The sequence below is a fragment of the Streptococcus bouchesdurhonensis genome, assembly GCF_948472335.1.
Map to the genome: position 1 here is coordinate 489,132 of NZ_CAOKTW010000001.1, position 25,103 is coordinate 514,234.

Consider the following 25,103-nt stretch of genomic DNA (forward strand, 5'->3'; position numbering starts at 1 on the left):
AATAAGGGATGAAAATCTATTGCAGACTGTAAAAAATCAAAGCTTGACTGCTGGATACATAGCCTTCAAACTTTGATTTTTCTGTCTTATCTTATCTCATTCCCATTTGAGCGAGCTTGGTTTGATATTTATTTTGGTCTACTAAGAGTGCCTGTCCTCCATAGACATCATAGGCATCGACCCAATCACCTAGTTCTGGAACTGTTAATCTTTCAATGCCATTTTGCGCTCCATCTAGGAAGGATAAACCATTGGTCAGTAGGAAACTATACGGAACATTCGTAGAGGTCATCCCAAAGACCTTACCAAGTGCTTCTGATCCAGTAAAGAGTTTGGTTGGATCCTTGAGTTGCTGCAGAACAGCTGTCAGCACTTGCTGTTGTCTCTTGGTACGACCGTAATCACCTTCATCATCATCACGGAAACGTGCATAATTGAGCAAGGTTGAACCGTTCATCTGCTGTTTCCCAACTTTAATAGTCTGGGTTGGTGACTCTGTTTCCGTAGCATGTAAATCATCTCCGACTGTAGCTTCGGTTAAAGGTTGACCTTCTAAGGTTGAGAATTTGGCATCAATCGTTACACCGTCAGGAAATAGGGTGTCAATAGCAGTTGCGAAGGCCTGGAAGTCTACCAAAGCGTAGTACTTAATGTCCAAGTCAAAATTGTCTTTTAGGACTTTTCGAACCATTTCTGCCCCTTTTTGCCCCTCTTGTTCCCCTAACTCATAGGCCACATTCAACTTATTATCGGACTGCTTTCTACCATTAATGACTTGACTGTATCCGTCTATATAAACCAAATTGTCACGCATAAAGCTGGCCAGTTTGATTTTTTTATCTGAGCCACCAACGTTTAGAACCATAATCGAGTCCGTTCTCGTCTCAGCACTATTTTGGCCAATCCGTCCATCCGTTCCCATAATCAAAATATTGACCCCATCCTTGGTATCTTGACCATGAAAAACTTCTACTTGAGCTGCCTTAGCATTGGCAGGTTTGGTTGGATCCGCATTTGAATAACCTTTTAGGAACATAAAAATCATACCAAAACCGACACAGGCTAGAAGAGCAAGCAATCCTGCAAAAATACGCCCCCAACGAATCTTACGTTTCTTGGACTTAACCTTTGGAAGAGAATGGCTTTTCTGGTATTTTTTTGCACGACTTCGGTTACCATAGGATGGAAGAGGAGACTGATTGATTGGTTCCATGAAAGACCCTTCCATATCATGATTTCCATTATGAATTTCTGGAGAAACTTCACTACCACTAGCCATATTTAACTTACCTTGCAGGTAAGCAAACTCTTTTTTCTCTCGCTCATTGAGGTAATGAATGTTCTTAAAAAGATAGTCATAACGCAACTGCTCGTGATGGCTTAAAGGATTTTCTTTGCTCATCTTCTCTCCTTTCCATGGTCTGATATTGGATAAATAGGATAGGCGCCCAGTACTTTATACTGGATTCCAATCGCTTCTAATTCTTTTTGGGCAAAGTGGACCAAGTCCTCATCAGCATAGTTCACATCAATAATGAAAAAGTATTCTCCCAGTGCTGTCTTGAGTGGCCGACTTTCAATTTTTGTCAGGTCAATTCCTCTCCAAGCAAAGGTCGAAAGAGCCTTGTAGAGGGCACCGGGAAGGTTGTCCGGTAAGGTCAAGGCCAAACTCATTTTCTCAGTTTGTGCTTGCAAGGGAATGGCTGCACCTTCAGCTCCCAAAACCCAGAAACGTGTGAAATTAGCTTCCATTTCCTCAATATCCTCAGCAATCAGTTCCAAGCCATATTCTTCTGCAGAACTTCTTGGTGCAATGGCTGCATAAGGCTGGTCTGGATGTTCGGAAATAAAGCGGGCCGCATAGGCTGTACTAGCAGTCACCTCGATTTGGGCCTCTGGATATTGTTCATCGATGAATTTCTTTCCTTGAGCCAAAGCCTGTGGATGAGAAAAAATCTTTTCAATCTTAGTATGGCCTGGAACCACCATCAACTGCTGATGAATAGGCTGAACGATTTCTGCAACTGCTTGAATGCGAGCCTGATGAAAAAGGTAGTCCAAGGTTTCATGAACACTACCCTCGATAGAATTTTCAACTGGCACCACAGAATAGTCCACCAAACCTTGCTCATAGGCCTTGATGACATCTGTAATATTAGCAAAGGCCTGCAATTCCTCATGAGGAAAAGCTGTCTGCACAACGTGGTGTGAAAATGATCCCTTGGGACCTAGATAAGCAATTTTCATCTCAGTTCCTCTATAATTTCATCTGGGCTTAGCTCGGTCACATCCAAAATCCGACTAGCCACTTCCTCATACCAAGCCTGTCTTTCTTGGAAAATAGCTGCTAATTCTTCCTTGCTATTATTTAGAAAAAGCGGACGCTGATTGTCCTTATCAGTTGATATTCGTTGGTAGAGGGTTTCAAAATCAGCTTTCAGGTAGATATTATCAGAATTTGTCTTTAGTAAGTCACGATTTCGCTGAGAAACGACCACTCCTCCACCAGTTGACACAACTTGGTCTCTTTGTAGTAAATCAGCTAGGACTTCTGATTCTACCTGACGAAAGGCCGCTTCTCCCTTTTCAGCGAAAAAATCAGCAATGGACATGCCCAAACATTCCTCGATTAAGGCATCCATATCGATGTAGTCTGGGTTCAAACCTCTTGCAATAGTCGATTTGCCAGCCCCCATAAATCCGAGTAATACCTTAGCCATGAATCAAGTTCTCCAAATCATCAAAGAAGCTAGGATAGCTGGTATTGATGGCTTCTGCACGATCAAGCTCCACTACTCCATCAGCAACCAAGAGGGCCGCGATAGCTGTCATCATGCCGATACGATGGTCTCCAAAAGTATTGACTCTAGCACCGTGAAGTGCTGATTTTCCTTTGATAATCATTCCATCAGCTGTAGGTGTGATATGCGCACCCATGCTATTTAAAGCGTCTGCCACAACCTGAATGCGATCTGTTTCCTTGACCTTGAGTTCCTCAGCATCCTTAATAACTGTTACACCTTGGGCTTGGGTCGCAAGTAGAGCGATAACTGGCAATTCATCAATCAAGCGTGGAATCAAAGCGCCACCAATCTCTGTTCCTTTCAAATCAGAAGACTCAACAGTCAAGGTAGCAGATTTAGCGACTGGAGCAATTTCAGTTATTTCTAGTTTTCCACCCATGGCACGAATGACATCAATAATACCAGTACGCGTTTCGTTGATGCCCACATTCTTAAGCACCACACGAGAGTTTGGAACAATCAAACCTGCGACCAACCAAAAGGCTGCACTGGAAATATCTCCTGGAACAACCACCTTTTGTCCTGACAATTTTTGTGGTCCTTGAACTGTGATTTTCTTGCCCTCCACACTTAAATGACCACCAAATTGTTGTAACATATCTTCCGTATGATTACGAGTGCACTCTTTTTCGATAATAACAGACTCCCCCTGTGCCTGCAAGGCCGCAAACATCAAGGCTGACTTAACCTGGGCAGAGGCAATTGGCAACTCATAATGAATAGGTCTTAGGTTTTTCGTCCCTTTTAAATGAAGGGGAGGCAGGTCTCGCTCAGTTTGCCCTGAAATACTGACACCCATTTTTTTCAGTGGAATAGTCACACGATCCATAGGACGTTTGGAAAGACTGTCGTCTCCGAACATCTCTACTTCAAAATCTGCACCAGCAAGGACACCTGAAATCAGACGAATCGAGGTGCCAGAATTTCCCATATCAAGGGCATTTTGCGGCGCTTTTAAGCCATCCATGCCTACACCTTGAATGGTAATAACCCCATCTTTGTCCTCAATTTCAACACCAAGGTCACGAAAAACCTGCATGGTCGAAAGAACGTCTTCACCTCGCAGAATATCATAAACCTTGGTCTCACCCTCAGCCAAACTTCCAAAGATAATAGAACGGTGACTGATAGACTTGTCACCTGGAACTCGGATACTGCCGTGTAAGTGGAGAATGTTTGTTTTTAGTTTCATACTGGACCTCATACTTGCAATACTTTTACCTATTTTATCATAAAAAGCCAGAAATTCCTTAAAAATTCCTGACTTTATGATAGTTATTTTCTTATTTTAGCAATTCTGAAACTGGTTCGAAAACAATTTTTTCAATGTCAGAAAGGTAAATTGCCAATTGTTGTTGCTTGGTAAAGAATTCTGATAAGAGGCTATTCCCTTGAATCTGCTTGCCAAAGCCTTCCATTTTCGCTTGGAAGGATGCGTCTGGCATTTGACCTGTCTGTGCTAGTTTTTGAATTTCCTCTTGGAAGGCAACATATTCTGTAAAAATTTTGCTTGCCTCAGCATCTGCTGAAATAGCATCTTTAGCTGCTTTGACAGCCTTGTATTCTGGTAATTCGCGTAGACCGCGACTGAGTTCATTTGCACTATCGTAAATATTTGACATGATTTTCTCCTTATTTGATAACGACTGTATAATCGGTGTTTTCTGTTATGAGGTGCTCGGCTCGTTCTAAGTCTTGAGCATTTTTAAATGAAATTTGTAGAATCCCGTGAATATCCTCACGGTTTTCCTCGTTGATGTGGATGTTAACCAAGGAAGTTCCACGTAGCAGTTCCAAAATCCTCAAGATGACATCTTCTTCATCGGGAACGTCAACATAGAGGTCGTAAGAACTGTCCACACCACCACGTTTATGGATTTCCATGGCCTGCCGTTGCTCACGCGCTTGGTTGAAAAAATTCCAGATTTGCTCTTCATCTCCCTTGCTGATGGCTTGTCCAACCTCGTCTAAGCGCTCCTTGAAATCCGCAATTCGGTCTAGAATAGTCTCACGATTGGACAAGAGAATGGACGTCCACATACCTGGCTCGCTTTCTGCAATCCGAGTCATATCTCGAAAACCACCTGCCGCAAAACGCCTTGCCATCTCATGTTCTTGAGCATAGACCGCGGTCTGTTCCATGAGACTAGAAGCCAGAATATGAGGAAAATGGCTAATCTGAGAAGTGACACGATCATGCTCCTTGGCATCAATCTCGATAAAACGAGCATGAAGACCTGAAAGCAGATCCTTCATTTCCTCAAGCGTGTCCTGACTTGTCAGGTTTGAAGGTGTAAAGATATAATAGGCATTTTCAAAAAGATTGACATCCGCAGAAGCAGCCCCTGTCTTGTGACTACCAGCCATGGGATGGGCCCCGACAAAGCGAACAGATTTGCCAGTCAAATACTGCTCCGCTGCATCCACAATGGCTGACTTGGTCGAACCAGCATCTGAGATAATCACGCCTTCTTTCAAGTCCAAGTTGGCCAATTCCTTAATGAAAGCAATGGTTTGTTTGATTGGCAAGCTAAGAATAATGATATCCGCAAGAGGAGCAAAACTAGCAAAATCATCCGTTGCACGGTCAATCATGCCTTCTTTCAAGGCGATATCTCTCGAAGCTTGACTGCGATTATAACCTAAAATTTCATAATCTGGATGATCGCGTTTGATACCAAGTGCCATCGAGGCACCAATCAATCCAAGGCCCGCGATATAGACTGTTTTTGCCATAGGAACTCCTTAATAGTTCTTTGTATAGTCTCGGTGTTTGGCTACCGCTTCTTTTAATTCCTCTAGATTGTCTGATGAGAATTTTTCAAGGATTTCTTGTGCCAGAACCGTTGCCACAACAGCTTCCATGACCACACCGGCTGCTGGAAGAGCGGTCGGATCACTTCTCTCAACGGTTGCCTTGTAGGGTTCATGGGTTTCAATATCCACACTCATGAGTGGTTTGTAGAGAGTAGGAATGGGTTTCATAACTCCACGAACAACGATCGGTTGCCCATTGGTCATACCACCTTCAAAGCCCCCTAGATTGTTGGTACGGCGGGTATAACCGTCTTCTTCAGACCAGAGAATTTCATCCATGACCTGGCTGCCTTTACGATAACCAGCTTCAAAGCCAAGACCAAATTCCACCCCTTTAAAGGCATTGATAGAGACAACTGCTTGGGCAAGTCTGGCATCTAATTTTCTGTCCCATTGGACATAGGAACCAAGACCGACTGGAACACCTCCGACGACTGTCTCGACAACTCCACCGATGGTATCTCCATCACGCTTGATTTGGTCAATGTAGTCCTTGATTTCCTGTTCCCGTTCTTGGTTGACAATAGAAACTTCGGACTGGGCAGCTCGTTCCTTAATCTCAGCGACTGTGAGATTTTCAGGAACATCGATTTCCTTGCCACCAAAGACCACGACATGGTTGGCAATTTCCATATCCAACTCAGCCAAGAGGCGTTTGGCTACTGCCCCAACTGCCACCCGCATGGTGGTTTCACGAGCTGATGAACGTTCTAAAGAATTTCGCAAATCATCAAAACGGTACTTGATGCCCCCAACTAAATCGGCATGACCTGGACGAGGATGGGTGATTTTTCGTTTGCTTTTAAGTCGGTCTTCAATGTCTTCTGCAGACATGATATCTAGCCATTTCTGGTGATCCTTATTGATGACATCCATGGTAATGGGAGCCCCTGTCGTCTTCCCATGGCGAACACCCGAAGTAAAGATAACTTGGTCGCTCTCAATCTTCATACGACCACCGCGGCCGTATCCACCCTGACGACGTTTCAAATCCTCATTGATGTCCTCTGCTGTCAAAGGAAGTCCAGCTGGAATTCCTTCAATGATAGCCGTCAGACGGGGACCATGTGATTCTCCTGCAGTTAAATATCTCATACACTCTCCTTATTTTACCAAGTAGTCTTTCATCTCTTCCAGAGAAACTGGGTGGATGGTTGCAGAACCAAGCTCTGGCACCAAGACCAATTTCAAGGTATTGCCACGCGCCTTCTTATCATGAGTCAAAGCCTGATAAAGCTTGTCAACATCCCAGTTTTCATAATCAACAGGCAAGCCAAACTTCTGACACATTTCTGTGATGGACTGGGTAATGCCAGCTGGCATGAGGCCTTTTTCCTCAGCTACCTTGGAAATCTGAACCATGCCCATGGCTACAGCCTCTCCATGCATGACCTTGCCATAACCGGCAGTCGCTTCAATAGCATGACCAATAGTGTGGCCAAAATTGAGGTAAAGGCGTACACCATTGTCCAGCTCATCCTCAACTACCATCTTGCGCTTGACCTGACAAGAATGTTCAATCAAGGTCTCTGCATGTTCCAGAATGCTCTCTACAGAACCATCTAGCTCCGTCAAAATTTTCCACAGTTCTGGATCCTCAATCAAGCCATATTTGATAACTTCACCCATCCCTTCAATCAACTCTCTTTTTCCGAGAGTTTCAAGAACAAGTGGATCAATCAGAACCCCGTCTGGTTGGGCAAAGGTACCCACCATATTCTTAGCAAATGGAGTATTGACGCCCGTCTTTCCACCGATTGAAGAATCCACCTGGGCAGTCAAACTAGTCGGAATCTGAACAAAGTGAATGCCCCGCATATAGGTAGAGGCTACAAAGCCTGCCAGATCCCCAACGACACCACCTCCGAGAGCCACGATTCCATCACTACGAGTCAGACCTTGCTTGACTAAAAATTCATAGACTTTCTGGACAGTAGTTAAATTCTTTCTTTCTTCGCCTTCTAAAAAGTCAAAAACTGCTACCTGAAAACCAGCATCTTCTATGCTGAGCTTGACCTTCTCTGCATAAAGAGAAGCTACATGGTTATCTGTCACAATGACTACCTTTTGTGGTTGCCAGAGTTCTCGCAACCATTGACCAGCCTGAGCCAGACAACCTTTTTCAATCTGAATATCATAAGGATGATGAGGAATATCGATTCTGATTTTCATAGGAGAATCTCCCTTTCTTTATTGGTATTTTTCTGTTAAGGACTGCCAAATCTCTTCTGTCGGCATTTCCTTTCCTGTCCACAGTTGAAAAGCTTCTGCAGCTTGATAGAGCAACATTCCCAGACCATTGACGGCTGGATTCCCCTGACTTCTGGCCCATTTCAAAAATGGTGTTTCAAAGGGTTGGTAAATGATATCTGCTACTAAAATAGTTTCTGATAGAATAATGCTTTCAGGAACTGGAGATGATTGACCATCCATCCCTACACTTGTCGCATTGACCAGTAAATCCGACCCAGCAATCCTTGCTTGCAGTTCGGGAACATCTTCTAAAGCATACAAGTCCACTTTAAAGCCTGTCTGCTCTTGTAACTTGTCTAGATAAGGTCTTGTTTTTTCAATAGAAACTGAACGAACAAAGACAGAAATCTGACTGACGCCGTCCAAAATAGCCTGTGCCAAAATGGACTTGGCCGCACCACCTGCACCCAGCAAGGTCATCTTTTTACCTGAAATTGTAAAAGAAGGCAAGCTCTTAAAAAATCCCTTGCCATCTGTATTATATCCAATTAAATTGCCATTCTCATTGACAACCGTATTAACCGCACCAATCAAGCGCGCTTCATCGCTCAGCTCATCCAAATAAGAAATCACTTGCTCCTTATAGGGCATAGAAAGGTTAATTCCAAACATCTGGTAGCGACGAATATTGGCCACTGTTTCTGCCAAGTCACCCGCTTCAATCTCCCAAGCCACGTAAGCACCATTGGTAGCTGTCGCCTCAAAGGCACTATTGTGAATAAAGGGGGAAATCGAATGTTTAATAGGATTGGCAACAACGGCAGCTAAACGTGTATAGCCATCAAGCTTCATCCAAAATCTCCCGAATTTTTTTCATGTTAGCTAAGGAAATCTGACCTGGGGCACTTGCCTCATCTAGACTAGCAAAAGACCAGCTAGAACCCGTCACATCCGCAGTGATACGAGAGACCTTGCCCACCTTGCCCATAGAAATGGTCACATATTCCTGCTCAGGATTGAGGATTTTAAAGCCTCGTGTATAGTTCATCAAGTCTAGCACATCCTGCTCCGTGTGAGCCATCACTGCAACCTTAACAAGTTTTGGATTTAGGCTCGTCAACTCTGACAAGATTTCCATCATATTTTCAGGTGTTTCTTGGAAATTGTGGTAACTCAAAACGAGATTTGGGAAGTCCAGCATTTCCTCAAAAACATCCTTGTAACTATAGTACTCAAAATCAATATAATCTGGCTGATAGAGTTGCGCCACTTCCTTGATGAGATGGATATATTCTTCTGGAGAAAGGTCGATTTCTCCCCCTTCAGCGCGAGTTCGCAATGTGAAAACCAACTCACGGCCTGCGAATTTTTCAAAAATCGCTGGAGCCACCTGCAAAATAGCTTCCTTAGGCAGATAGTCGGCACGCCATTCAATGATGTCGGCATCTAGGTACCTCGTGACATCCAGAGCCTGGACCTCCTCTAAACTTCTTGGCATTACTGAAACAATTAATTTCATTTACTAACCTTCATACTAATCACCTTGAGGTAATTACTACTTTCATCTTTTTTATTATAGGCGAAATCTGCTGGAAGACCGTATTTATTTAAAATCTGGTAACTTCTTCCTGCAAAGCCTTTATCAATTTGTTCTGTAAATTTCTGGCGGGATACATTGGCAGCATTGGTACTGGCAATAATAATACCGCCCGGATTTAAAATCTCAAGACTCTGGGATATCAACTTGTGATAATCCTTAGCCACGGAGAACGTTTGTTTTTTGTTCCGAGCAAAGCTAGCCGGATCTAGGACAATCACATCGTAAGTCAAGCCTTTTCGTTTGGCATACTTGAAATACTCAAAAACATCCATGACTATAAAACTATGGTCGTCTGTACTGATTCCATTTGCCTGAAAATGCGCTTGAGACAATTCTCGTGAACGTTTAGCTAGGTCAACCGAAGTAGTCTGGCTTGCTCCTCCCATGGCCGCAGCCACTGAAAAGGCTGCTGTGTAGGAAAACATATTGAGCAAGGATTTACCCATAGCCAAGCCATCCACTAAACTACCGCGAACTTCATGCTGGTCTAGGAAAATCCCTGTCATCAAGCCATCATTCATAAAGACTTGATACAGAACACCATTTTCCAGAACAGTGAAAAAGTCAGGTGCTTCTTGGCCATAAACATGGGCAGATTCATAGTCCAAACCCTTAAAACGGATCTTCTCATAGGTCCCTAAAACCTCAGGAAAAACCTGTCTAAAGGCTTCTGAGATGGTCTGACGAATCTGATAAACATAAGAGTTATACCAAGAAAAGACAGCATAGTCGCCATAAAGGTCCACTGTCAGACCGCCAAAGCCATCTCCCTCTTGGTTGAAGAGACGAAAGGCAGTTGTCAATTCATCTTGATAGTAGGCACTTCTCTTTTCTTTAGCTTGTCTAAACAGCGTTTCAAAGAAAGCTTGATTGAAGGTCACCTTGTCTGTGCTCACAAACCAGCCCAAGCCCTTGTTTTGTTGGGAAAGGTAGGCAGTCCCAAGAAAGTTTCCTTCTTGACGATAGACTTCTACTTCCTGATCCTTGAGATGAACATCTGCAAGGTCGCTAGCTTCTAGTAAAACTAACCCTTTAGCGAGCTTCTTTTCAACCCTTTTGCTGACTCTTATTCTATTCATAGTCACTATTATAGCAAATTTTGTGACAATTCTCAAAAAAGAAACTACCCTTGCTTTTTTACTCTAGTTTTAAAAAATGGTATACTAATACTAATAAAAACTTAGGAAGTAATTGTGTGAGAATCAATTTTAACAAAATCCAAAAAGCCATGGGTACCAGACTGGGTTTTGTCCTAACCCTTTTAATCCTCTATTGGCTCAAAACCTTACTAGCCTATACCGTTGACTTTAATTTAGATATTCAATTGGGCAAGCTGCAAGGGAATTACCTTGCCTTTATCGCCTTTTTCAATCCCCTTCCCTTGGGACTCCTCCTGCTGGCTCTAGCCCTCTATGCTCGGTCAACCAAGGTCTTTTATGGTCTGAGTATTGCTATTTACAGCCTTTTGTTCATTTGGCTCTATTCTAATATTTTTTACTATCGAGAATTTAGTGACTTTATCACGGCTAATACCATGAAGGTGGTCAGTAAGGTGTCTGTTGGTACTGCGGAACTAGAGTTACTGCGCTTTTGGGATTTCATCTATTTTATGGATTTCCCATTGCTGGCTTATCTTCTCTATAAGAAGCTCATCCAGCTGGACAGGAGACCTTTCAAATTCCGCTCCAGTGTTGCTATCACTGCTCTCTCGGCCCTGCTCTTTTCAGCTAACCTTTTCTTGGCTGAAATCGAGCGTCCCGATCTCCTGTCGCGAGGATTTTCCAATTATTATGTTGTTCGCGCCCTCAGTTTGCCAGCATTTTTAGGCTATAGTGCCAACCAATCCTATAGCGCCAACAAAGAACGTGCTAAGGCCTCTGAGACCGACCTTCAACCTATAACAGATTATATTCAAGAACATTCTGCTAAGCCCAATCCAGACTATTTTGGATTAGCCAAAGGAAAAAATGTGATTTATCTCCACTTGGAGAGTTTCCAACAGTTCCTGCTTGACTATAAACTCAACATAGATGGAACTGAGCATGAAGTCACTCCCTTCCTAAATTCACTCTACCATTCGCAATCAACCCTAGCCTTTTCGAATATCTTTAACCAAGTCAAGGCTGGTAAGACCTCAGATGCAGAAACTATGCTGGAGACCGGTTTGTTTGGACTTGACCAAGGTTCTTTCATGGTCAACTACGGTGGTACCAATACCCAGCAAGCTGCTCCTTTTATCCTATCAAAAAACGGATATCAATCGAGTGCCGTCTTTCACGGTAATATCGGGACCTTCTGGAATCGAAATACGACCTATAAACAATGGGGCTACCAATACTTCTTTGATGCATCCTATTTTACTAAGCAAGACAGTAGTAATTCTTTCCAATATGGTTTAAATGATAAAATCATGATGAAAGATTCTATCCAGTATCTAGAGCACTTACAGCAGCCTTTTTATGCTAAGTATATCACGGTGTCCAATCACTATCCCTATGCTAGCAATCTGACTGGAGATGAGCTTGGTTTCCCCTTGGCCAAAACCAAAGATGAAACGATCAACGGCTACTTCCAAACAGCCAACTATCTGGATAGTGCTATCAAGGCCTTCTTTGACTATCTCAAAGAAAGTGGCCTCTATGAAAAATCCATCCTCGTCATCTACGGAGACCATTATGGTATTTCCAACTCCCGCAATCCTGACCTGGCTCCTTTAATTGGCAAGACTTCTGAGAACTGGTCGAATTACGACAATGCCATGTTGCAACGAGTGCCTTTTATGGTGGTCATGCCTGGCTATGAAAAGGGACAAATCATCAATACCTACGGTGGACAAATCGATATCTTACCGACTCTCGAACACCTCCTTGGTATTGAGTCCAATTCCTTCCTTCAAGTCGGCCAAGACCTTCTGTCTTCAGATCATCAAGAAATCGTTGCCTTTCGGACTGCTAATTCCTTCGTCACACCCAAATATACCAGCTACGACGGACGAACCTACTATACTGAGAGCGGTCTTGAAATCAGCAATCTCGATGAACAAGCTCAGACTGAACTAGAAATCGTTCGGCAGGCAGCCAGCCAACAGCTAAAAATCAGCGACCAGATTCAAACTGGTGATTTAATACGTTTTTACCAAGCAGATCATCTTGGAAAAGTTGATACAGAAAGTATTTCTTACCTCAATTCCTTGCCAATTCTTCAAAAGATTGAACAGGAAAAAGGTAGTCAATCAACCAGTCTCTTTAGCCAACGACAAGGTAAGACCAGTACTGACCTTTTCAAAGCTCCAAGTTACCAAGAACTCCATCCAGAGTCGGCAGAAACCGAATCAAAATCACAATAAAAGATGCTCTTCCGTCTTGGAGGAGCATTTCTTTTTATAAAATAAAATTCAACGAAAATCAAAGAACAAACTAAAAAACTAGCCTCAGTTTAACTTTGAGATTATAGGTAGAGAGGTTGTATCAGCAATATGTGTCTGTCAAATTTAGTGATGTAGATAGTAGAAGAAAGATGAGATGATAAATCAGCTTCAGTAGATATCTGGAAAATTTGATTTTATAGAAAAGCCTTCTGCTACAAACTCAATATACTATCAATAAATAATATTATAGAAGCAACAATAATTATAATTTCACCTATCTGCATAATCCTATTTCGAACTCTAAATATATGTTCTATCAAAAATACTTGGATCACACACATTATAGGAATTAACGTTTTTGAAATTGAAAAATATCCAAATAAATAAACTATAAACAACAATAATAGAACTATATTATATTTCTTATTCAAAACATCCCTCCCTATATATTTTTGATTACCAATCTTAATAATTTACAACTACATTCTAACAAACTATAAAAGCGTTTGTCGAATTGAATTTATCAAGCGAGAGACCAACTAGCTCATCTTTTTTCTATTTCTGCCAATATGCGTGACAGGTAGTAATGATAGCCAAAAATAGCAAGACCAAGCAAGAGGATAAGAACTCCTACTCCCAAGCTGATGGCAAGGACAGAGGCGAGAGACTGAACCAAGAACAAACTTGCTATGACTAAAATCATTAAGATAACACTATAAATTAAGAGTAAAACAATTGCGACTATACGATTTGAACGGTTCACCAAGTCCGTAATGCTACTCCAATTGGTTGAAAGATTTTTCACATCCTTAAGGTAATGGTGGCAAGAAAGGATGACACTGGCAAGGATCCATGCCACAAGAAGGTAAATCATTGAAAGGATGGGCAAGCCTAGATATAGAGAAAGGCCAAGTAAAGTCAGAACTGGTAAAAAGGACTGGACAGCAAAGATAATCCAAAATTTCACTTTCACATAACGAGCAAAGTCAAAGGGTAAACTCTTAAGAAAATCAACATTTTCCCTCTCCAAGGACAAGGCAATTGAATGCAGGCTGGTGATATTGTTATTAACAACAGCTATAAAGAGAGCTATAAAAAACAAGGGTAGCCAGTATGGAGGATGAATATCTGGAACTATCTGAGAATCTCGAATTTTGGAAATCAGACCAATCATCATGAGATAAGGAAGGAAAGCACTTGTAAAAAGCACTGTAATCACGCCAGTCCCCTGTCCCAAAAGGGTGAGGTGGTAGTGTAAAACCATACGGAAAAAGCCCTTTTTAGTAGTTGAAAGCCCCTCCTTATTGCGACGTTCTTTTTTGACCTTCTCCTCACTGTTAAGCAGAATCACGTCATAAAAATGAGGAAAAACCTTCTTTTTGCTCAAGTAAAGCAAGAAGAGAGTTAGTCCTATCCAAGCGAGCAGACCCAGTATGGCTTCTGTCGAAAAAGGCTCCACTGCTATTTTGTAAAAGAGATGAATAGGATAAAGGAGAAATGGAATGTCTCTAACTTTGTCAACAATACGTCCAGAAGTCGACTGTAGAAAGAAGACATATATTAAAGGTATGAGAACTCCTATCCCAATCATCACATTCGAAAAAATAGACTGATACTTTCTGAAGACAGTAGTCTGAGCCAAGAAATGTACTGCCACTACCATCACTAAAGTAACAGAGACAAATAATAAGGCCAAAGACAGCAACATCAAAGGCAAACCCAGCCAAAGAGAAGGTGCTAGCCTAATATAGAGGACTATAAAATAAGCTAGGATTGGTACAATTCCAGCTAGAGCTGGCAAGAGGACAGACAGTCCTTTAGCAATTATAATCTCTGATTCTTTAAAGGCATAGGGTCTATACGATACCAAGTCCTTACTCTCATAAAAGACATTATAAAAGGCAGTTAAAGAAGTTGAAAAGGCAAGCACTAGTAAAATAGTAACCATAAAACTAAAATAAACAGGCATTTCCTCAAAAGGAAAACGAAAGGCTATATTTATAAACATGAAAAGCATCAAGAGACTAGAAAAAATGTAAGAACTTAGGACTCTAGCGGAAACATTTACTTTTTTCCCAGGATTCTTAGCCTGCTTCTTTCGTAGGTTAGCCAGATTAGCTTCTTGAGATGAATAGAGGATATTGATATCAACTAATTTCTTAATGACCTTGAGACGCATCTGAAACCTCCTCTTTTCTACCGGCAAGGCTAAGGTAGATACTTTCCAAAGACTGGTCTGGATGGTCTTTCCTCAAGTCCTCTACACTACCACAATAAATCAAATGCCCCTTTTTCAAAATAGCAATCCGATCACAGACTTGCTCAGCTACCTCTAGGACATGGGTTGAAAACAAGACCGTCTTGCCTTTTTGTGCATGTTCCTTCATCATCTGTTTCAAATCAAAAGCAGCCTGGGGATCCAAACCAGTCAAGGGTTCGTCCAAGACCCAAATATCAGGATCAGACAAAAGTGCCCCGATGACAAAGACTTTCTGACGCATTCCGTGAGAAAGAGTTTCAATAACTTGATAACGATTTTCAGCAAAATCAAAAACACTCAATAGCCTAGCTAGACTAGCCTCCAAGTCAGAGCTACTCAGATCATAGGATGAAGCAATCAATTCCCAAAATTCATTAGCCGTTAAGCGTAAAAATAAGTCAGGCGAGTCCGCTACGTAGCCAATCTTCCGTTTAATAGCCAAGCGATTTTCCGATAACTCCTGACCGTCTACCAAAATACGACCACTGCTGGGTGAAATGATACTGACTAAGGATTTTATAGTGGTCGATTTTCCAGCCCCATTATGGCCAATCAAGCCCATAATCTCTCCATTTTCAATCTGCAGATTGAGATTGCTCAAGGCCTCTTTATCACCATACAACTTACTAACATTTTGAAATTCAATCATGAGAAATCTCCTCTCTTTATCTATGTAATTTACTATAATTATAGCGCTTTCATTTTAAAAATCAACATTTTATATAAAATAGTCAAAAACTTATTATTCAGTTTTACGCAAACGATTGAGCTAACCAATACTTTATGATAGAATAAAGAACAAGATTGACAAGTAAGAGGAAACATCATGCAAAATCAAACACTCATGCAATACTTTGAATGGTATCTGCCCCACGACGGTCAGCACTGGACGCGTCTGGCTGAAGATGCTCAACACCTAGCTGATCTCGGTATCAGCCATGTCTGGATGCCACCAGCTTTCAAGGCTACCAATGAAAAAGATGTAGGCTATGGGGTCTATGACTTATTCGACCTAGGCGAGTTTAACCAAAAAGGAACTGTCCGCACCAAGTATGGTTTTAAAGAAGACTATCTTCAAGCCATTCAAGCTCTAAAAGCACAGGGAATTCAACCTATGGCCGATGTGGTACTCAATCACAAGGCTGCTGCTGATCACATGGAAGCCTTTCAGGTTATTGAAGTGGATCCTGTAGACCGTACAGTTGAACTTGGAGAACCCTTCACTATCAATGGCTGGACTAGCTTTACCTTCGATGGTCGTCAAAATACCTACAATGACTTCCACTGGCACTGGTACCACTTCACCGGTACAGACTATGATGCCAAACGTCGTAAGTCTGGGATTTATCTGATTCAAGGAGACAACAAAGGTTGGGCAAATGAGGAATTGGTCGATAATGAAAACGGTAACTACGACTACCTCATGTATGCCGACCTAGACTTTAAACATCCTGAAGTCATCCAAAATATCTATGACTGGGCTGACTGGTTCATGGAAACTACTGGTGTAGCTGGTTTCCGCTTGGATGCCGTTAAACACATTGACTCTTTCTTCATGAGCAATTTTATCCGTGATATGAAGGAAAAATACGGTGAGGATTTCTATGTTTTTGGTGAATTCTGGAATCCTGACAAGGAAGCCAATCTGGACTATCTTGAAAAAACGGAAGAACGCTTCGACCTTGTTGATGTTCGTCTCCACCAGAATCTCTTTGAAGCCAGTCAAGCTGGCGCAAACTATGACCTTCGCGGCATTTTCACAGATAGCTTGGTTGAACTCAAACCTTACAAGGCTGTAACCTTTGTCGACAACCACGATACCCAACGTGGTCAGGCTCTTGAGTCTACTGTTGAAGAATGGTTCAAGCCAGCAGCCTATGCCCTCATTCTTTTACGCCAAGATGGCCTTCCATGTGTCTTTTACGGAGACTACTATGGGATTTCAGGGCAGTATGCTCAACAAGATTTCAAAGAAGTCCTTGACCGCCTCCTAGCCATCCGAAAAGATTTGGCATATGGAGAACAAAATGACTACTTTGATGATGCTAACTGTATCGGTTGGGTACGTTCAGGTGCTGAAAATCAATCCCCAATCGCAGTCCTTATCTCAAATGACCAAGAAAACAGCAAGTCAATGTTTGTCGGCCAAGAATGGGCTAACCAAACCTTTGTAGATTTACTTGAAAACCACCAAGGTCAAGTTACAATTGATGAGGAAGGTTATGGACAATTCCCAGTCTCAGCTGCTTCGGTAAGTGTCTGGGCAGCCAATGCTATTTAATAGTTCATAATATTCAAGCCAGGTCCAATCGGATTTGGCTTTTTTGCATTCACAAAAAGACCTACCCAAATGGATAGATCTTTATTTTCTTACAATTTACCTGCTACTGCATCCAACAATTCTTGGATTTTAGCTTGATTGCTTCCTCCCGCCATGGCCATGTCTGGTTTACCACCACCACGTCCATCGACGATTGGTGCCAATTCTTTGACAAGGTTTCCTGCATGAAGGTCTTTTGTCTTGCTTGCTACAAGAACATTGACTTTGTCACCGATAGCAGCAACTAGGACAAGAAGATCAGAGTAGTCTTTTTGTTTCCAGTTATCTGCAAAGGTACGAAGGGCACCTGCATCTGATACAGACACTTGACTAGCAATGTAACGGTGACCGTTGACTTCCTTCACATCCTTGAAGATGTCGCCTGCAGCTGCAGCTGCAGCTTTTTCTTTCAACTCAGCATTTTCTTTTTGAAGTTGACGAAGTTGTTCTTGAAGTCCTTCTACCTTGTGAGGTACTTCTTTAAGTTGAGGTGCTTTCAAGGTTGCTGCGACTGCTTTAAGAGCGTCCTCTTGTTCACGATAGGCTTCAAAGGCTTCCTTACCAGTCACTGCCAAGATACGGCGAGTTCCTGATCCAATCCCTTCTTCTTTGACAATCTTGAAGAGGCCAATTTCAGAAGTGTTGCCAACGTGGGTACCACCACAAAGCTCTATAGAGTAGTCACCGATAGTGACAACACGGACTTCCTTGCCGTATTTCTCACCAAAGAGGGCCATAGCGCCCATTTCTTTGGCAGTGTCAATATCCGTTTCAACTGTCTTCACTTCAAGAGCTTCCCAGATTTTCTCGTTGACTTGCTGCTCAATCGCACGCAATTCTTCAGCAGTTACAGCTTGGAAGTGGGTAAAGTCAAAGCGAAGGAATTCGACTTCGTTAAGAGATCCTGCTTGTGTTGCATGGTTTCCAAGGATATTATGAAGGGCAGCGTGAAGCAAGTGAGTTGCAGTGTGGTTTTTCATGACACGGTGACGGCGATTTATATCAATTGCCAAGGTATATTCTTGGTTCAAGGCAAGCGGTGCAAGGACGTTAACAGTGTGAAGAGCTTGTCCATTCGGAGCTTTTTGAACATTTGTCACAGTAGCCACAACCTTACCTGACTCATCCATGATTTGTCCGTGGTCAGCGACCTGTCCACCCATTTCAGCATAGAATGGCGTTTCCGCAAAGATAAGTGAGACAGTTCCTTCTGATACAGCTTCTACTTCTGCGTTGTCAGCCACGATAGCTACCAATTTAGAAGACAATTGGCTAGCATTGTAGTTGAAGACACTTTCTACAGTGATGTTTTGAAGGGTTTCATTTTGCATACCCATTGAGCCACCCTTAACAGCTGAGGCACGCGCGCGTTCTTGCTGTTCTTTCATGGCTGCTTCAAATCCTTCACGGTCTACAGTCATGCCAGCTTCTTCAGCGATTTCTTCAGTCAATTCAACTGGGAATCCATAAGTGTCATAAAGTTTGAATACATCTTGACCAGCAATGACAGATTGACCTTTTTCTTTCAAGTCAGCTACAATGCCTTGGGCAAAGTGTTGACCTGAGTGAAGGGTACGAGCAAATGATTCTTCTTCGCTCTTAACGATTTTTTCGATAAAGTCACGTTTTTCAAGCACTTCTGGGTAGTAGCTTTCCATGATTTTACCAACAGTTGGAACGAGTTTGTAAAGGAAAGGCTCGTTGATTCCCAATTTTTGACCATGCATAGAAGCACGACGGAGCAAACGACGAAGGACATAACCACGACCTTCATTTCCTGGAAGGGCACCATCACCGATAGCAAATGAAAGTGAACGGATGTGGTCAGCGATAACCTTAAAGCTCATGTTATCGCCATCTTGGTCATAAACCTTACCAGACAATTTCTCCACTTCACGGATGATCGGCATGAAGAGGTCTGTTTCAAAGTTGGTCTTAGCCCCTTGGATAACGGCCACCAAACGCTCCAAACCAGCGCCCGTATCAATATTCTTGTGTGGCAATTCCTTGTATTCGCTACGAGGAACGGAAGGGTCTGCGTTAAATTGTGACAAAACGATGTTCCAGATTTCGATATAACGGTCGTTTTCGATATCTTCTGCAAGAAGGCGAAGACCGATATTTTCTGGGTCAAAAGCTTCTCCACGGTCAAAGAAAATCTCTGTGTCCGGTCCAGAAGGTCCCGCACCGATTTCCCAAAAGTTGTCCTCGATTGGAATCAAGTGACTTGGATCCACTCCCACTTCAATCCAGCGGTTGTATGAATCTTTATCATCTGGATAGTAGGTCATGTAAAGTTTCTCAGCTGGGAAGTCAAACCATTCTGGGCTGGTCAAAAGCTCATAAGCCCAAGTGATGGCTTCGTCACGGAAGTAATCTCCGATTGAGAAGTTCCCCAACATTTCAAACATGGTATGGTGACGCGCAGTCTTCCCTACGTTTTCGATGTCGTTGGTACGGATAGCCTTTTGGGCATTGGTAATACGTGGATTTTCAGGGATAATGGTCCCGTCAAAGTATTTCTTAAGGGTTGCTACCCCAGAGTTGATCCACAAAAGTGTAGGGTCATTTACAGGAACCAAGCTCACTGATGGTTCTACTGAGTGACCTTTGGTCGCCCAGAAATCAAGCCACATTTGGCGTACTTGTGCACTAGATAGTTGTTTCATATTGTCTCCTTATTACTTGTTTAATTTGATTGGCTTTCCAGCATTTCCACATAGTCAATTGCGACACAGAGGGAAATGACTAGGTCTGCATAAGCGTCCTCAAGGACTGTTACGTTATAAGTAGAGGTCAGATGGAAGAGTTCTTTCCTGATTTCCGCGATCATCCAGTAGTTTGAAATTCAAATCCCAGATATTGCCCTCGATACGAAGCCCCAGATTATCAAACTCATACTTATCTCGCCAGAAGGTCAACTTCTTACGAATGACAAAACTCGAGCCATCCCAAAGCTGAATCTCAAAACGAGGAAGCAAGGTCAAGATTTCTTTACTAATCTGACTGATCTGTTCACCATTAGCATCATAGATGGTAAAAGTTTTAGGAATCTTAAAGAATGATCCCTCCACCTGATAGGCGATTTCTCCCCTGTCATCCTTGATAGCGAAGCGTTCGCCTCCAAGACGAAACTTTTGTTTGACAAGAAATGTTTTCATCAACACCTCCAAAAATCAAAAGACAAGCTCATATCACGAAGGGCGAAAAACCGCGGTACCACCTTCATTCAATGAACTTGTCATTCTCTTATTCTTATGCAATTGTATGATTGAGTAGCATGACTTTCTAGCTTAGATGGCTCGCAGCACCGCCATTTCTCTGGACTAAGACAAGTGAAAATCAATTCTCAACTTTCTTATTATAACGTTTTTTTAAGCTTGCGTCAACTGGAAATCATCTCCGTTGAATCAGAGCAATTCTCTACATCTCCGATTACTTTTTCAGAATATATTTTTTCTTACTGCTATCACTCTTTTTATCCCAACTTTTATCCCAAAGTTTTGAATTGTTAAAGATAGCTACGAAAATATTTGCAAATATAAAGAACCCTATCACCAAATGTATGGAATCAGTTGTTAGGTATTGTCGATCCAAACCATCCTTTAGATAAAATAGTATATATGTTTGCTGAACAGTCAAAAAGGTTGGCCAGAAACTTTTTTTGAAAAAAGTAGACATTTCCATTGTTTGTTACCGCTTTCTGTAAGGTTAAACTTAGTATACTACTGGGCAAGCAAATAGAATAGAATATAATAGAAAAAGATATGGCTGTAAAAACTGACTTATATTAAAAAACGAACCAGCTTGACTGATTCGTTTCGTGACTGCTAACTCCTACTTCCGATACATTTTAAACTGTAGGAAAAGGTCGCTATATTTTCCTGTCCATTTATGGTCAAATTTTTCATAAACTTCTAGGTGTTTCATGGTTTCAGCATCTGGATAGAAGGCTTTATCTTCTTTTTTCTCCTCTGGGAGCAATTCCTTAGCTGGTAGGTTTGGTGTTGAATAACCGACATACTCTGCATTTTTGAGAGCCTTTTCAGGTTTCAACATAAAATTGATAAAGGCATAGGCTGCATCTTGGTTTTTGACTGTTTTGGGAATGACCATATTGTCAAACCAAAGGTTGCTGGCCTCAGTCGGAACCACATAGCGGAGATTTTCATTTTTTTCTAACATTTGGCTAGCTTCACCAGAGAAGGTCACACCGATTGCAGCATTATTCTGAATCATGTAACCCTTCATCTCGTCCGCCACAATAGCCTTGATATTTGGAGTCAACTTGTAGAGCTTGTCCACTGTCTCTTCCAACTGCTGGCTATTCTTGGAGTTGAGGCTGTAGCCGAGGGAATTGAGTCCCAGTCCCAGCACCTCACGCGCCCCATCAAAAAGCATGATAGAGTTCTTATACTCTGGCTTCCAGAGGTCATCCCAATGCTCAGGCGCCTCATCTACCATGGTTTCATTGTAGACAATTCCTAATGTTCCCCAGAAGTAAGGGATAGAGAATTTATTGCCTGGGTCAAAAGACTGGTTGAGAAACTCTGGTCCGATATTTTCAAGACCTTCAAGTTTTGAATAGTCAAGCGGTACCAAGAGGTCTTCGTCCTTCATCTTGTTGATCATGTATTCACTAGGAATGGCAATATCATAGGTTGTCCCACCCTGCTTGATTTTGGTATACATGGCTTCGTTGGAGTCAAAGGTCTCATACTGGACTTGGATTCCTGTTTCTTCTGTAAACTGAGTCAAGAGTTCTGGATCGATATAGTCCCCCCAGTTGTAGATAACCAGTTTTTGACTATCTCGGCTATTGATTTTACTATCTAGATGCGTCGCAATTCCCCACAAGACTAGGATAATGGCTACAATTCCTGCTAAAAATGAATAGAGTTTTTTCATGCTTGCTCCTCCTTCTCACGTGAGATAAAGTAATATCCAACCACTAGGATAATACTAAAGAGAAAGACAAGGGCAGACAGGGCATTGATTTCTAGCGAAATCCCTTTACGAGCACGAGAGTAAATCTCTACTGACAGGGTTGAAAAGCCATTTCCCGTTACAAAGAAGGTCACGGCAAAGTCATCTAGCGAATAGGTGAAGGCCATGAAATAACCTGCAATGATAGACGGAGTCAGGTAAGGAAGCATGATTTCCTTAAACATCTGAAATTGACTGGCACCAAGGTCATAGGCCGCATGAATCATGTCACCGTTCATTTCCTTGAGTCGAGGCAAGACCATCAAGACTACGATAGGAATGGAGAAGGCCACGTGACTAGATAGAACGGTCAAAAAGCCAAGTGAAAACTTGAGTTGGGTAAAGAGAATCAAGAAGCTGGCACCAATCATAACATCAGGCGCAACCATGAGGATATTATTGAGTGAAAGAAAGGCTTCTTGGTATTTCTTACGAGACTGGTAAATGTAAATAGCTCCAAAAGTCCCGATAATGGTCGCAATCAAGGCTGACAAGAAGGCCAAGAAAAAGGTCTGAGTCACAATCAACATAAGACGACCATCGCCAAACATAGTTTTAAAATGGCTCAAGCTAAAGCCTGTAAAGCTATTCATGTCATTGCCTGCGTTAAAGGCATAGCCAATCAGATAAAAGATTGGCAGGTAGAGGACAAGAAAGACCAGTCCCAGATAAAGGTTGGCAAATTTTTTCATCGTTCTCTCCTTTCCTTGGTCACCCACATAGTGATGAACATGGTCAAGATGAGAATTACACCGATGGTTGAACCCATACCGTAGTTGTCATTGGTTAGGAAATTCTGTTCAATAGCCGTTCCCAGCGTAATAACACGGTTCCCACCAATCAAACGGGTCAGCATGAAGAGGCTCAAGCTGGGGATAAAGACAGACTGAACTCCACTTCGCACACCATTCATCGATAAAGGGAAGATGACATGGCGGAAGGTTTCCCACTTGGTCGCACCGAGATCGTAGCTGGCATTGATGAGGTTGTTATCCATATCATCCAAGACATTGAAAATCGGCAAAATCATAAAGGGAAGCTCGATGTAGCTTGCGACAAAGATAAAGGAGAAATCGGTAAAGAGCAACTGCTGCGAACCAATTCCGATAAATTCCAAAAATTGGTTAATAGAGCCATTTTGACCAAAAATCCCGATAAAGGCATAGGCCTTGAGGAGCAGGTTAATCCATGTCGGCAGAATGATTAACATGAGCCAGAGTTGACGGTGCTTGAGACGGGTCAAAAAGAGGGCTGTTGGATAGCTGATAAGGAGGGTCACAAAGGTCACAATTCCTGCATAAAGCACGGAGTTAAAGCTCATTTTGAGGTAGGTCAAGTTTTGTGAAGCAAAGTAAGATTTATAATTTTCTATACTGAACTGGCCTTCGATGTTGAAAAAGGATTGTCCGAAAATCAAGACCAAGGGTGCCAGGACAAAGAGGGCAATCCAAAGCATGTAGGGCACTACAAAGAGTTTAGAGCTTGTTTTCTTCATCTCTTTCCTCCTCGATTGCATTGATCAGACCTGCTTCTTGCTCTTCAATTTCTACGTATTCTTCGATACGAGCATCGAACTCTTCTTCAGTTTCGTTGAGACGCATGATATGGATGTCTTCTGGTTCAAAGTCCAGACCGATTTCCTCACCCACGATGGCCTTACGGGTTGAGTGGATCATCCATTCATTCCCAAGTTCGTCATAGGCGATAATTTCATAGTGCACCCCACGGAAAAGCTGGGTATCGACCTTAACTTGGAGCTTGCCTTCTTCAGGAAGGGTAATACGCAAGTCCTCTGGACGAATCACGACCTCGACAGGTTCATTCGGCTTCATCCCACCATCGACCGCTTCAAAGCGTTTGCCGTTAAACTCAACCAAGTAGTCCTCAATCATGGTTCCTGGCAAGATATTTGACTCACCGATAAAGGTGGCAACAAAGTGGTTAATCGGCTCATCGTAGATATCCACAGGTGTTCCAGACTGGACAATCTCGCCATCATTCATAACGAAAATCCAGTCACTCATAGCCAGGGCTTCTTCCTGATCGTGAGTGACAAAGACAAAGGTAATGCCCAATCGTTGTTGCAGTTCACGCAGTTCGTACTGCATATCTGTTCTTAATTTCAAGTCCAGCGCTGACAGAGGCTCGTCCAGCAAAACCACACGGGGTTGGTTGATGATGGCACGGGCAATAGCCACACGCTGACGTTGTCCTCCAGAGAGTTTACGGATGGAACGTTTTTCGTAACCTTCCAACTGAACCATCTTGAGAACTTCCGCTACGCGTTTCTCGATTTCTTTCTTGTCAATTTTACGCAAGCGGAGCGGAAAGGCAACATTTTCAAACACATTCATATGTGGAAACAAGGCATAGGATTGGAAGACTGTATGGACGTCTCGCTTGTTGGTTGGAATGTCATTGATGCGGACACCGTCCAGTAAAATATCTCCTGTCGTCGCATCCAGTAACCCTGCAATGATGTTAAGGATAGTTGATTTCCCTGAACCAGACGCGCCTAGAAGAGTATAGAACTTCCCTTCTTCCAACTCAAAGTTGATGTCTTTGAGAACCTTGGTGTTGCTGTCTTCAAAAACTTTAGAGACGTTTTTGAATTCAATAATTGGTTTTTTCAATTGTCATTTATTCCTTCTTTTTCATAGATTAACAGATCAGGGCTCTGTCAGACCGCTACTACCTCTTGCAGGGTGTAAAACCACCTGCATACATCTGCACTAACGATAGGCTTTCACCCCCTT

General features: G+C 42.4%; 22 protein-coding genes and 1 pseudogene. 2 read left to right on the forward strand and 21 right to left on the reverse strand.

All coding sequences use genetic code 11. The features are described 5' to 3' along the window. Positions 1-91: 91 nt before the first annotated feature. From QMQ21_RS02360 to QMQ21_RS02410, 11 genes are all read right to left on the reverse strand, one after another. Positions 92-1,402: an LCP family protein gene (locus QMQ21_RS02360; protein ID WP_261813830.1), complete on the reverse strand. Its 1,311-nt coding sequence runs from the start codon at positions 1,400-1,402 to the stop codon at positions 92-94. Then, entirely contained in the window at positions 1,399-2,247 is an 849-nt protein-coding gene (gene pheA / locus QMQ21_RS02365; protein WP_261813831.1) for a prephenate dehydratase, read from the reverse strand. Before pheA ends, QMQ21_RS02360 begins: the two co-directional genes overlap by 4 nt. After that, complete coding sequence (locus QMQ21_RS02370) at positions 2,244-2,720, reverse strand: shikimate kinase (protein WP_049542912.1); 477 nt, start codon at positions 2,718-2,720, stop codon at positions 2,244-2,246. The genes pheA and QMQ21_RS02370 overlap by 4 nt, the downstream gene beginning before the upstream one ends. Further along, positions 2,713-3,996 carry a 3-phosphoshikimate 1-carboxyvinyltransferase gene (gene aroA / locus QMQ21_RS02375; protein ID WP_261813832.1) on the reverse strand — a complete coding sequence of 428 codons (1,284 nt, stop codon included), beginning with the start codon at positions 3,994-3,996 and terminating at the stop codon, positions 2,713-2,715. The genes QMQ21_RS02370 and aroA overlap by 8 nt, the downstream gene beginning before the upstream one ends. A gap of 91 nt (positions 3,997-4,087) precedes the next feature. Then, entirely contained in the window at positions 4,088-4,426 is a 339-nt protein-coding gene (locus QMQ21_RS02380; RefSeq protein ID WP_000065978.1) for a YlbF/YmcA family competence regulator, read from the reverse strand. 10 nt (positions 4,427-4,436) lie between these two features. Then, a complete protein-coding gene (locus QMQ21_RS02385) occupies positions 4,437-5,540 on the reverse strand; it encodes a prephenate dehydrogenase (RefSeq protein WP_261813833.1) in 1,104 nt (367 codons plus the stop codon). A 9-nt stretch (positions 5,541-5,549) separates the two neighbouring features. Next, positions 5,550-6,716: a chorismate synthase gene (aroC, locus tag QMQ21_RS02390; RefSeq protein WP_261813834.1), complete on the reverse strand. Its 1,167-nt coding sequence runs from the start codon at positions 6,714-6,716 to the stop codon at positions 5,550-5,552. Between the two features lie 9 nt (positions 6,717-6,725). Continuing rightward, complete coding sequence (gene aroB, locus QMQ21_RS02395; RefSeq protein ID WP_261813835.1) at positions 6,726-7,793, reverse strand: 3-dehydroquinate synthase; 1,068 nt, start codon at positions 7,791-7,793, stop codon at positions 6,726-6,728. Positions 7,794-7,811: 18 nt separating this feature from the next. Continuing rightward, positions 7,812-8,666, reverse strand: coding sequence for a shikimate dehydrogenase (locus QMQ21_RS02400; RefSeq protein WP_261083718.1), 855 nt, complete (start codon positions 8,664-8,666; stop codon positions 7,812-7,814). Further along, complete coding sequence (aroD, locus tag QMQ21_RS02405; RefSeq protein WP_261813836.1) at positions 8,656-9,333, reverse strand: type I 3-dehydroquinate dehydratase; 678 nt, start codon at positions 9,331-9,333, stop codon at positions 8,656-8,658. Before aroD ends, QMQ21_RS02400 begins: the two co-directional genes overlap by 11 nt. Next, a complete protein-coding gene (locus QMQ21_RS02410) occupies positions 9,330-10,493 on the reverse strand; it encodes a class I SAM-dependent rRNA methyltransferase (RefSeq protein WP_261221073.1) in 1,164 nt (387 codons plus the stop codon). The genes aroD and QMQ21_RS02410 overlap by 4 nt, the downstream gene beginning before the upstream one ends. A 149-nt stretch (positions 10,494-10,642) precedes the next feature. Between QMQ21_RS02410 and QMQ21_RS02415 the strand changes: the two genes are divergently transcribed. Then, positions 10,643-12,760 (forward strand): LTA synthase family protein, encoded by a 2,118-nt coding sequence (locus QMQ21_RS02415; protein WP_261035271.1) that lies wholly within the window; start codon positions 10,643-10,645, stop codon positions 12,758-12,760. A 233-nt stretch (positions 12,761-12,993) separates the two neighbouring features. On the opposite strand, the gene QMQ21_RS19240 is transcribed toward QMQ21_RS02415, so the two are convergent. From QMQ21_RS19240 to QMQ21_RS02425, 3 genes are all read right to left on the reverse strand, one after another. Beyond that, positions 12,994-13,254: a hypothetical protein gene (locus QMQ21_RS19240; protein ID WP_314725702.1), complete on the reverse strand. Its 261-nt coding sequence runs from the start codon at positions 13,252-13,254 to the stop codon at positions 12,994-12,996. Positions 13,255-13,325: 71 nt separating this feature from the next. Further along, positions 13,326-14,960: a hypothetical protein gene (locus tag QMQ21_RS02420; protein WP_261813838.1), complete on the reverse strand. Its 1,635-nt coding sequence runs from the start codon at positions 14,958-14,960 to the stop codon at positions 13,326-13,328. Continuing rightward, a complete protein-coding gene (locus QMQ21_RS02425) occupies positions 14,941-15,690 on the reverse strand; it encodes an ABC transporter ATP-binding protein (protein ID WP_261813839.1) in 750 nt (249 codons plus the stop codon). The genes QMQ21_RS02420 and QMQ21_RS02425 overlap by 20 nt, the downstream gene beginning before the upstream one ends. Positions 15,691-15,867: 177 nt before the next feature. Between QMQ21_RS02425 and QMQ21_RS02430 the strand changes: the two genes are divergently transcribed. Beyond that, positions 15,868-17,322 (forward strand): alpha-amylase, encoded by a 1,455-nt coding sequence (locus tag QMQ21_RS02430; protein WP_261813840.1) that lies wholly within the window; start codon positions 15,868-15,870, stop codon positions 17,320-17,322. 89 nt (positions 17,323-17,411) lie between these two features. On the opposite strand, the gene alaS is transcribed toward QMQ21_RS02430, so the two are convergent. From alaS to QMQ21_RS02465, 7 genes and pseudogenes are all read right to left on the reverse strand, one after another. Beyond that, positions 17,412-20,030 (reverse strand): alanine--tRNA ligase, encoded by a 2,619-nt coding sequence (gene alaS, locus QMQ21_RS02435; protein WP_261813841.1) that lies wholly within the window; start codon positions 20,028-20,030, stop codon positions 17,412-17,414. Positions 20,031-20,050: 20 nt separating this feature from the next. Further along, positions 20,051-20,522: pseudogene (locus QMQ21_RS02440) on the reverse strand (LURP-one-related/scramblase family protein). A gap of 274 nt (positions 20,523-20,796) precedes the next feature. After that, complete coding sequence (locus QMQ21_RS02445; protein WP_033684910.1) at positions 20,797-21,048, reverse strand: hypothetical protein; 252 nt, start codon at positions 21,046-21,048, stop codon at positions 20,797-20,799. Positions 21,049-21,198: 150 nt separating this feature from the next. Further along, positions 21,199-22,269 carry an ABC transporter substrate-binding protein gene (locus tag QMQ21_RS02450; protein WP_261813843.1) on the reverse strand — a complete coding sequence of 357 codons (1,071 nt, stop codon included), beginning with the start codon at positions 22,267-22,269 and terminating at the stop codon, positions 21,199-21,201. Further along, a complete protein-coding gene (locus QMQ21_RS02455) occupies positions 22,266-23,039 on the reverse strand; it encodes an ABC transporter permease (RefSeq protein WP_000712740.1) in 774 nt (257 codons plus the stop codon). The genes QMQ21_RS02450 and QMQ21_RS02455 overlap by 4 nt, the downstream gene beginning before the upstream one ends. Then, positions 23,036-23,842, reverse strand: coding sequence for an ABC transporter permease (locus QMQ21_RS02460; RefSeq protein WP_004258194.1), 807 nt, complete (start codon positions 23,840-23,842; stop codon positions 23,036-23,038). The genes QMQ21_RS02455 and QMQ21_RS02460 overlap by 4 nt, the downstream gene beginning before the upstream one ends. After that, positions 23,823-24,980, reverse strand: coding sequence for an ABC transporter ATP-binding protein (locus tag QMQ21_RS02465; RefSeq protein WP_000742895.1), 1,158 nt, complete (start codon positions 24,978-24,980; stop codon positions 23,823-23,825). The genes QMQ21_RS02460 and QMQ21_RS02465 overlap by 20 nt, the downstream gene beginning before the upstream one ends. Between the last annotated feature and the right edge of the window lie 123 nt (positions 24,981-25,103).

Excerpts from the sequence above, each read along its gene's own strand:
- QMQ21_RS02410 (WP_261221073.1), bottom strand. The coding sequence starts at position 10,493 with ATGAATAGAATAAGAGTCAGCAAAAGGGTTGAAAAGAAGCTCGCTAAA.
- QMQ21_RS02445 (WP_033684910.1), bottom strand. The coding sequence starts at position 21,048 with ATGGAAATGTCTACTTTTTTCAAAAAAAGTTTCTGGCCAACCTTTTTG.
- QMQ21_RS02415 (WP_261035271.1), top strand. The coding sequence starts at position 10,643 with ATGGGTACCAGACTGGGTTTTGTCCTAACCCTTTTAATCCTCTATTGG.
- pheA (WP_261813831.1), bottom strand. The coding sequence starts at position 2,247 with ATGAAAATTGCTTATCTAGGTCCCAAGGGATCATTTTCACACCACGTT.
- QMQ21_RS02425 (WP_261813839.1), bottom strand. The coding sequence starts at position 15,690 with ATGATTGAATTTCAAAATGTTAGTAAGTTGTATGGTGATAAAGAGGCC.
- QMQ21_RS02380 (WP_000065978.1), bottom strand. The coding sequence starts at position 4,426 with ATGTCAAATATTTACGATAGTGCAAATGAACTCAGTCGCGGTCTACGC.
- QMQ21_RS02430 (WP_261813840.1), top strand. The coding sequence starts at position 15,868 with ATGCAAAATCAAACACTCATGCAATACTTTGAATGGTATCTGCCCCAC.
- QMQ21_RS02360 (WP_261813830.1), bottom strand. The coding sequence starts at position 1,402 with ATGAGCAAAGAAAATCCTTTAAGCCATCACGAGCAGTTGCGTTATGAC.
- QMQ21_RS02370 (WP_049542912.1), bottom strand. The coding sequence starts at position 2,720 with ATGGCTAAGGTATTACTCGGATTTATGGGGGCTGGCAAATCGACTATT.
- aroD (WP_261813836.1), bottom strand. The coding sequence starts at position 9,333 with ATGAAATTAATTGTTTCAGTAATGCCAAGAAGTTTAGAGGAGGTCCAG.
- aroA (WP_261813832.1), bottom strand. The coding sequence starts at position 3,996 with ATGAAACTAAAAACAAACATTCTCCACTTACACGGCAGTATCCGAGTT.
- QMQ21_RS02420 (WP_261813838.1), bottom strand. The coding sequence starts at position 14,960 with ATGCGTCTCAAGGTCATTAAGAAATTAGTTGATATCAATATCCTCTAT.
- QMQ21_RS02460 (WP_004258194.1), bottom strand. The coding sequence starts at position 23,842 with ATGAAGAAAACAAGCTCTAAACTCTTTGTAGTGCCCTACATGCTTTGG.
- QMQ21_RS02385 (WP_261813833.1), bottom strand. The coding sequence starts at position 5,540 with ATGGCAAAAACAGTCTATATCGCGGGCCTTGGATTGATTGGTGCCTCG.
- QMQ21_RS02455 (WP_000712740.1), bottom strand. The coding sequence starts at position 23,039 with ATGAAAAAATTTGCCAACCTTTATCTGGGACTGGTCTTTCTTGTCCTC.
- aroB (WP_261813835.1), bottom strand. The coding sequence starts at position 7,793 with ATGAAAATCAGAATCGATATTCCTCATCATCCTTATGATATTCAGATT.
- aroC (WP_261813834.1), bottom strand. The coding sequence starts at position 6,716 with ATGAGATATTTAACTGCAGGAGAATCACATGGTCCCCGTCTGACGGCT.
- QMQ21_RS02400 (WP_261083718.1), bottom strand. The coding sequence starts at position 8,666 with ATGAAGCTTGATGGCTATACACGTTTAGCTGCCGTTGTTGCCAATCCT.
- QMQ21_RS02450 (WP_261813843.1), bottom strand. The coding sequence starts at position 22,269 with ATGAAAAAACTCTATTCATTTTTAGCAGGAATTGTAGCCATTATCCTA.
- alaS (WP_261813841.1), bottom strand. The coding sequence starts at position 20,030 with ATGAAACAACTATCTAGTGCACAAGTACGCCAAATGTGGCTTGATTTC.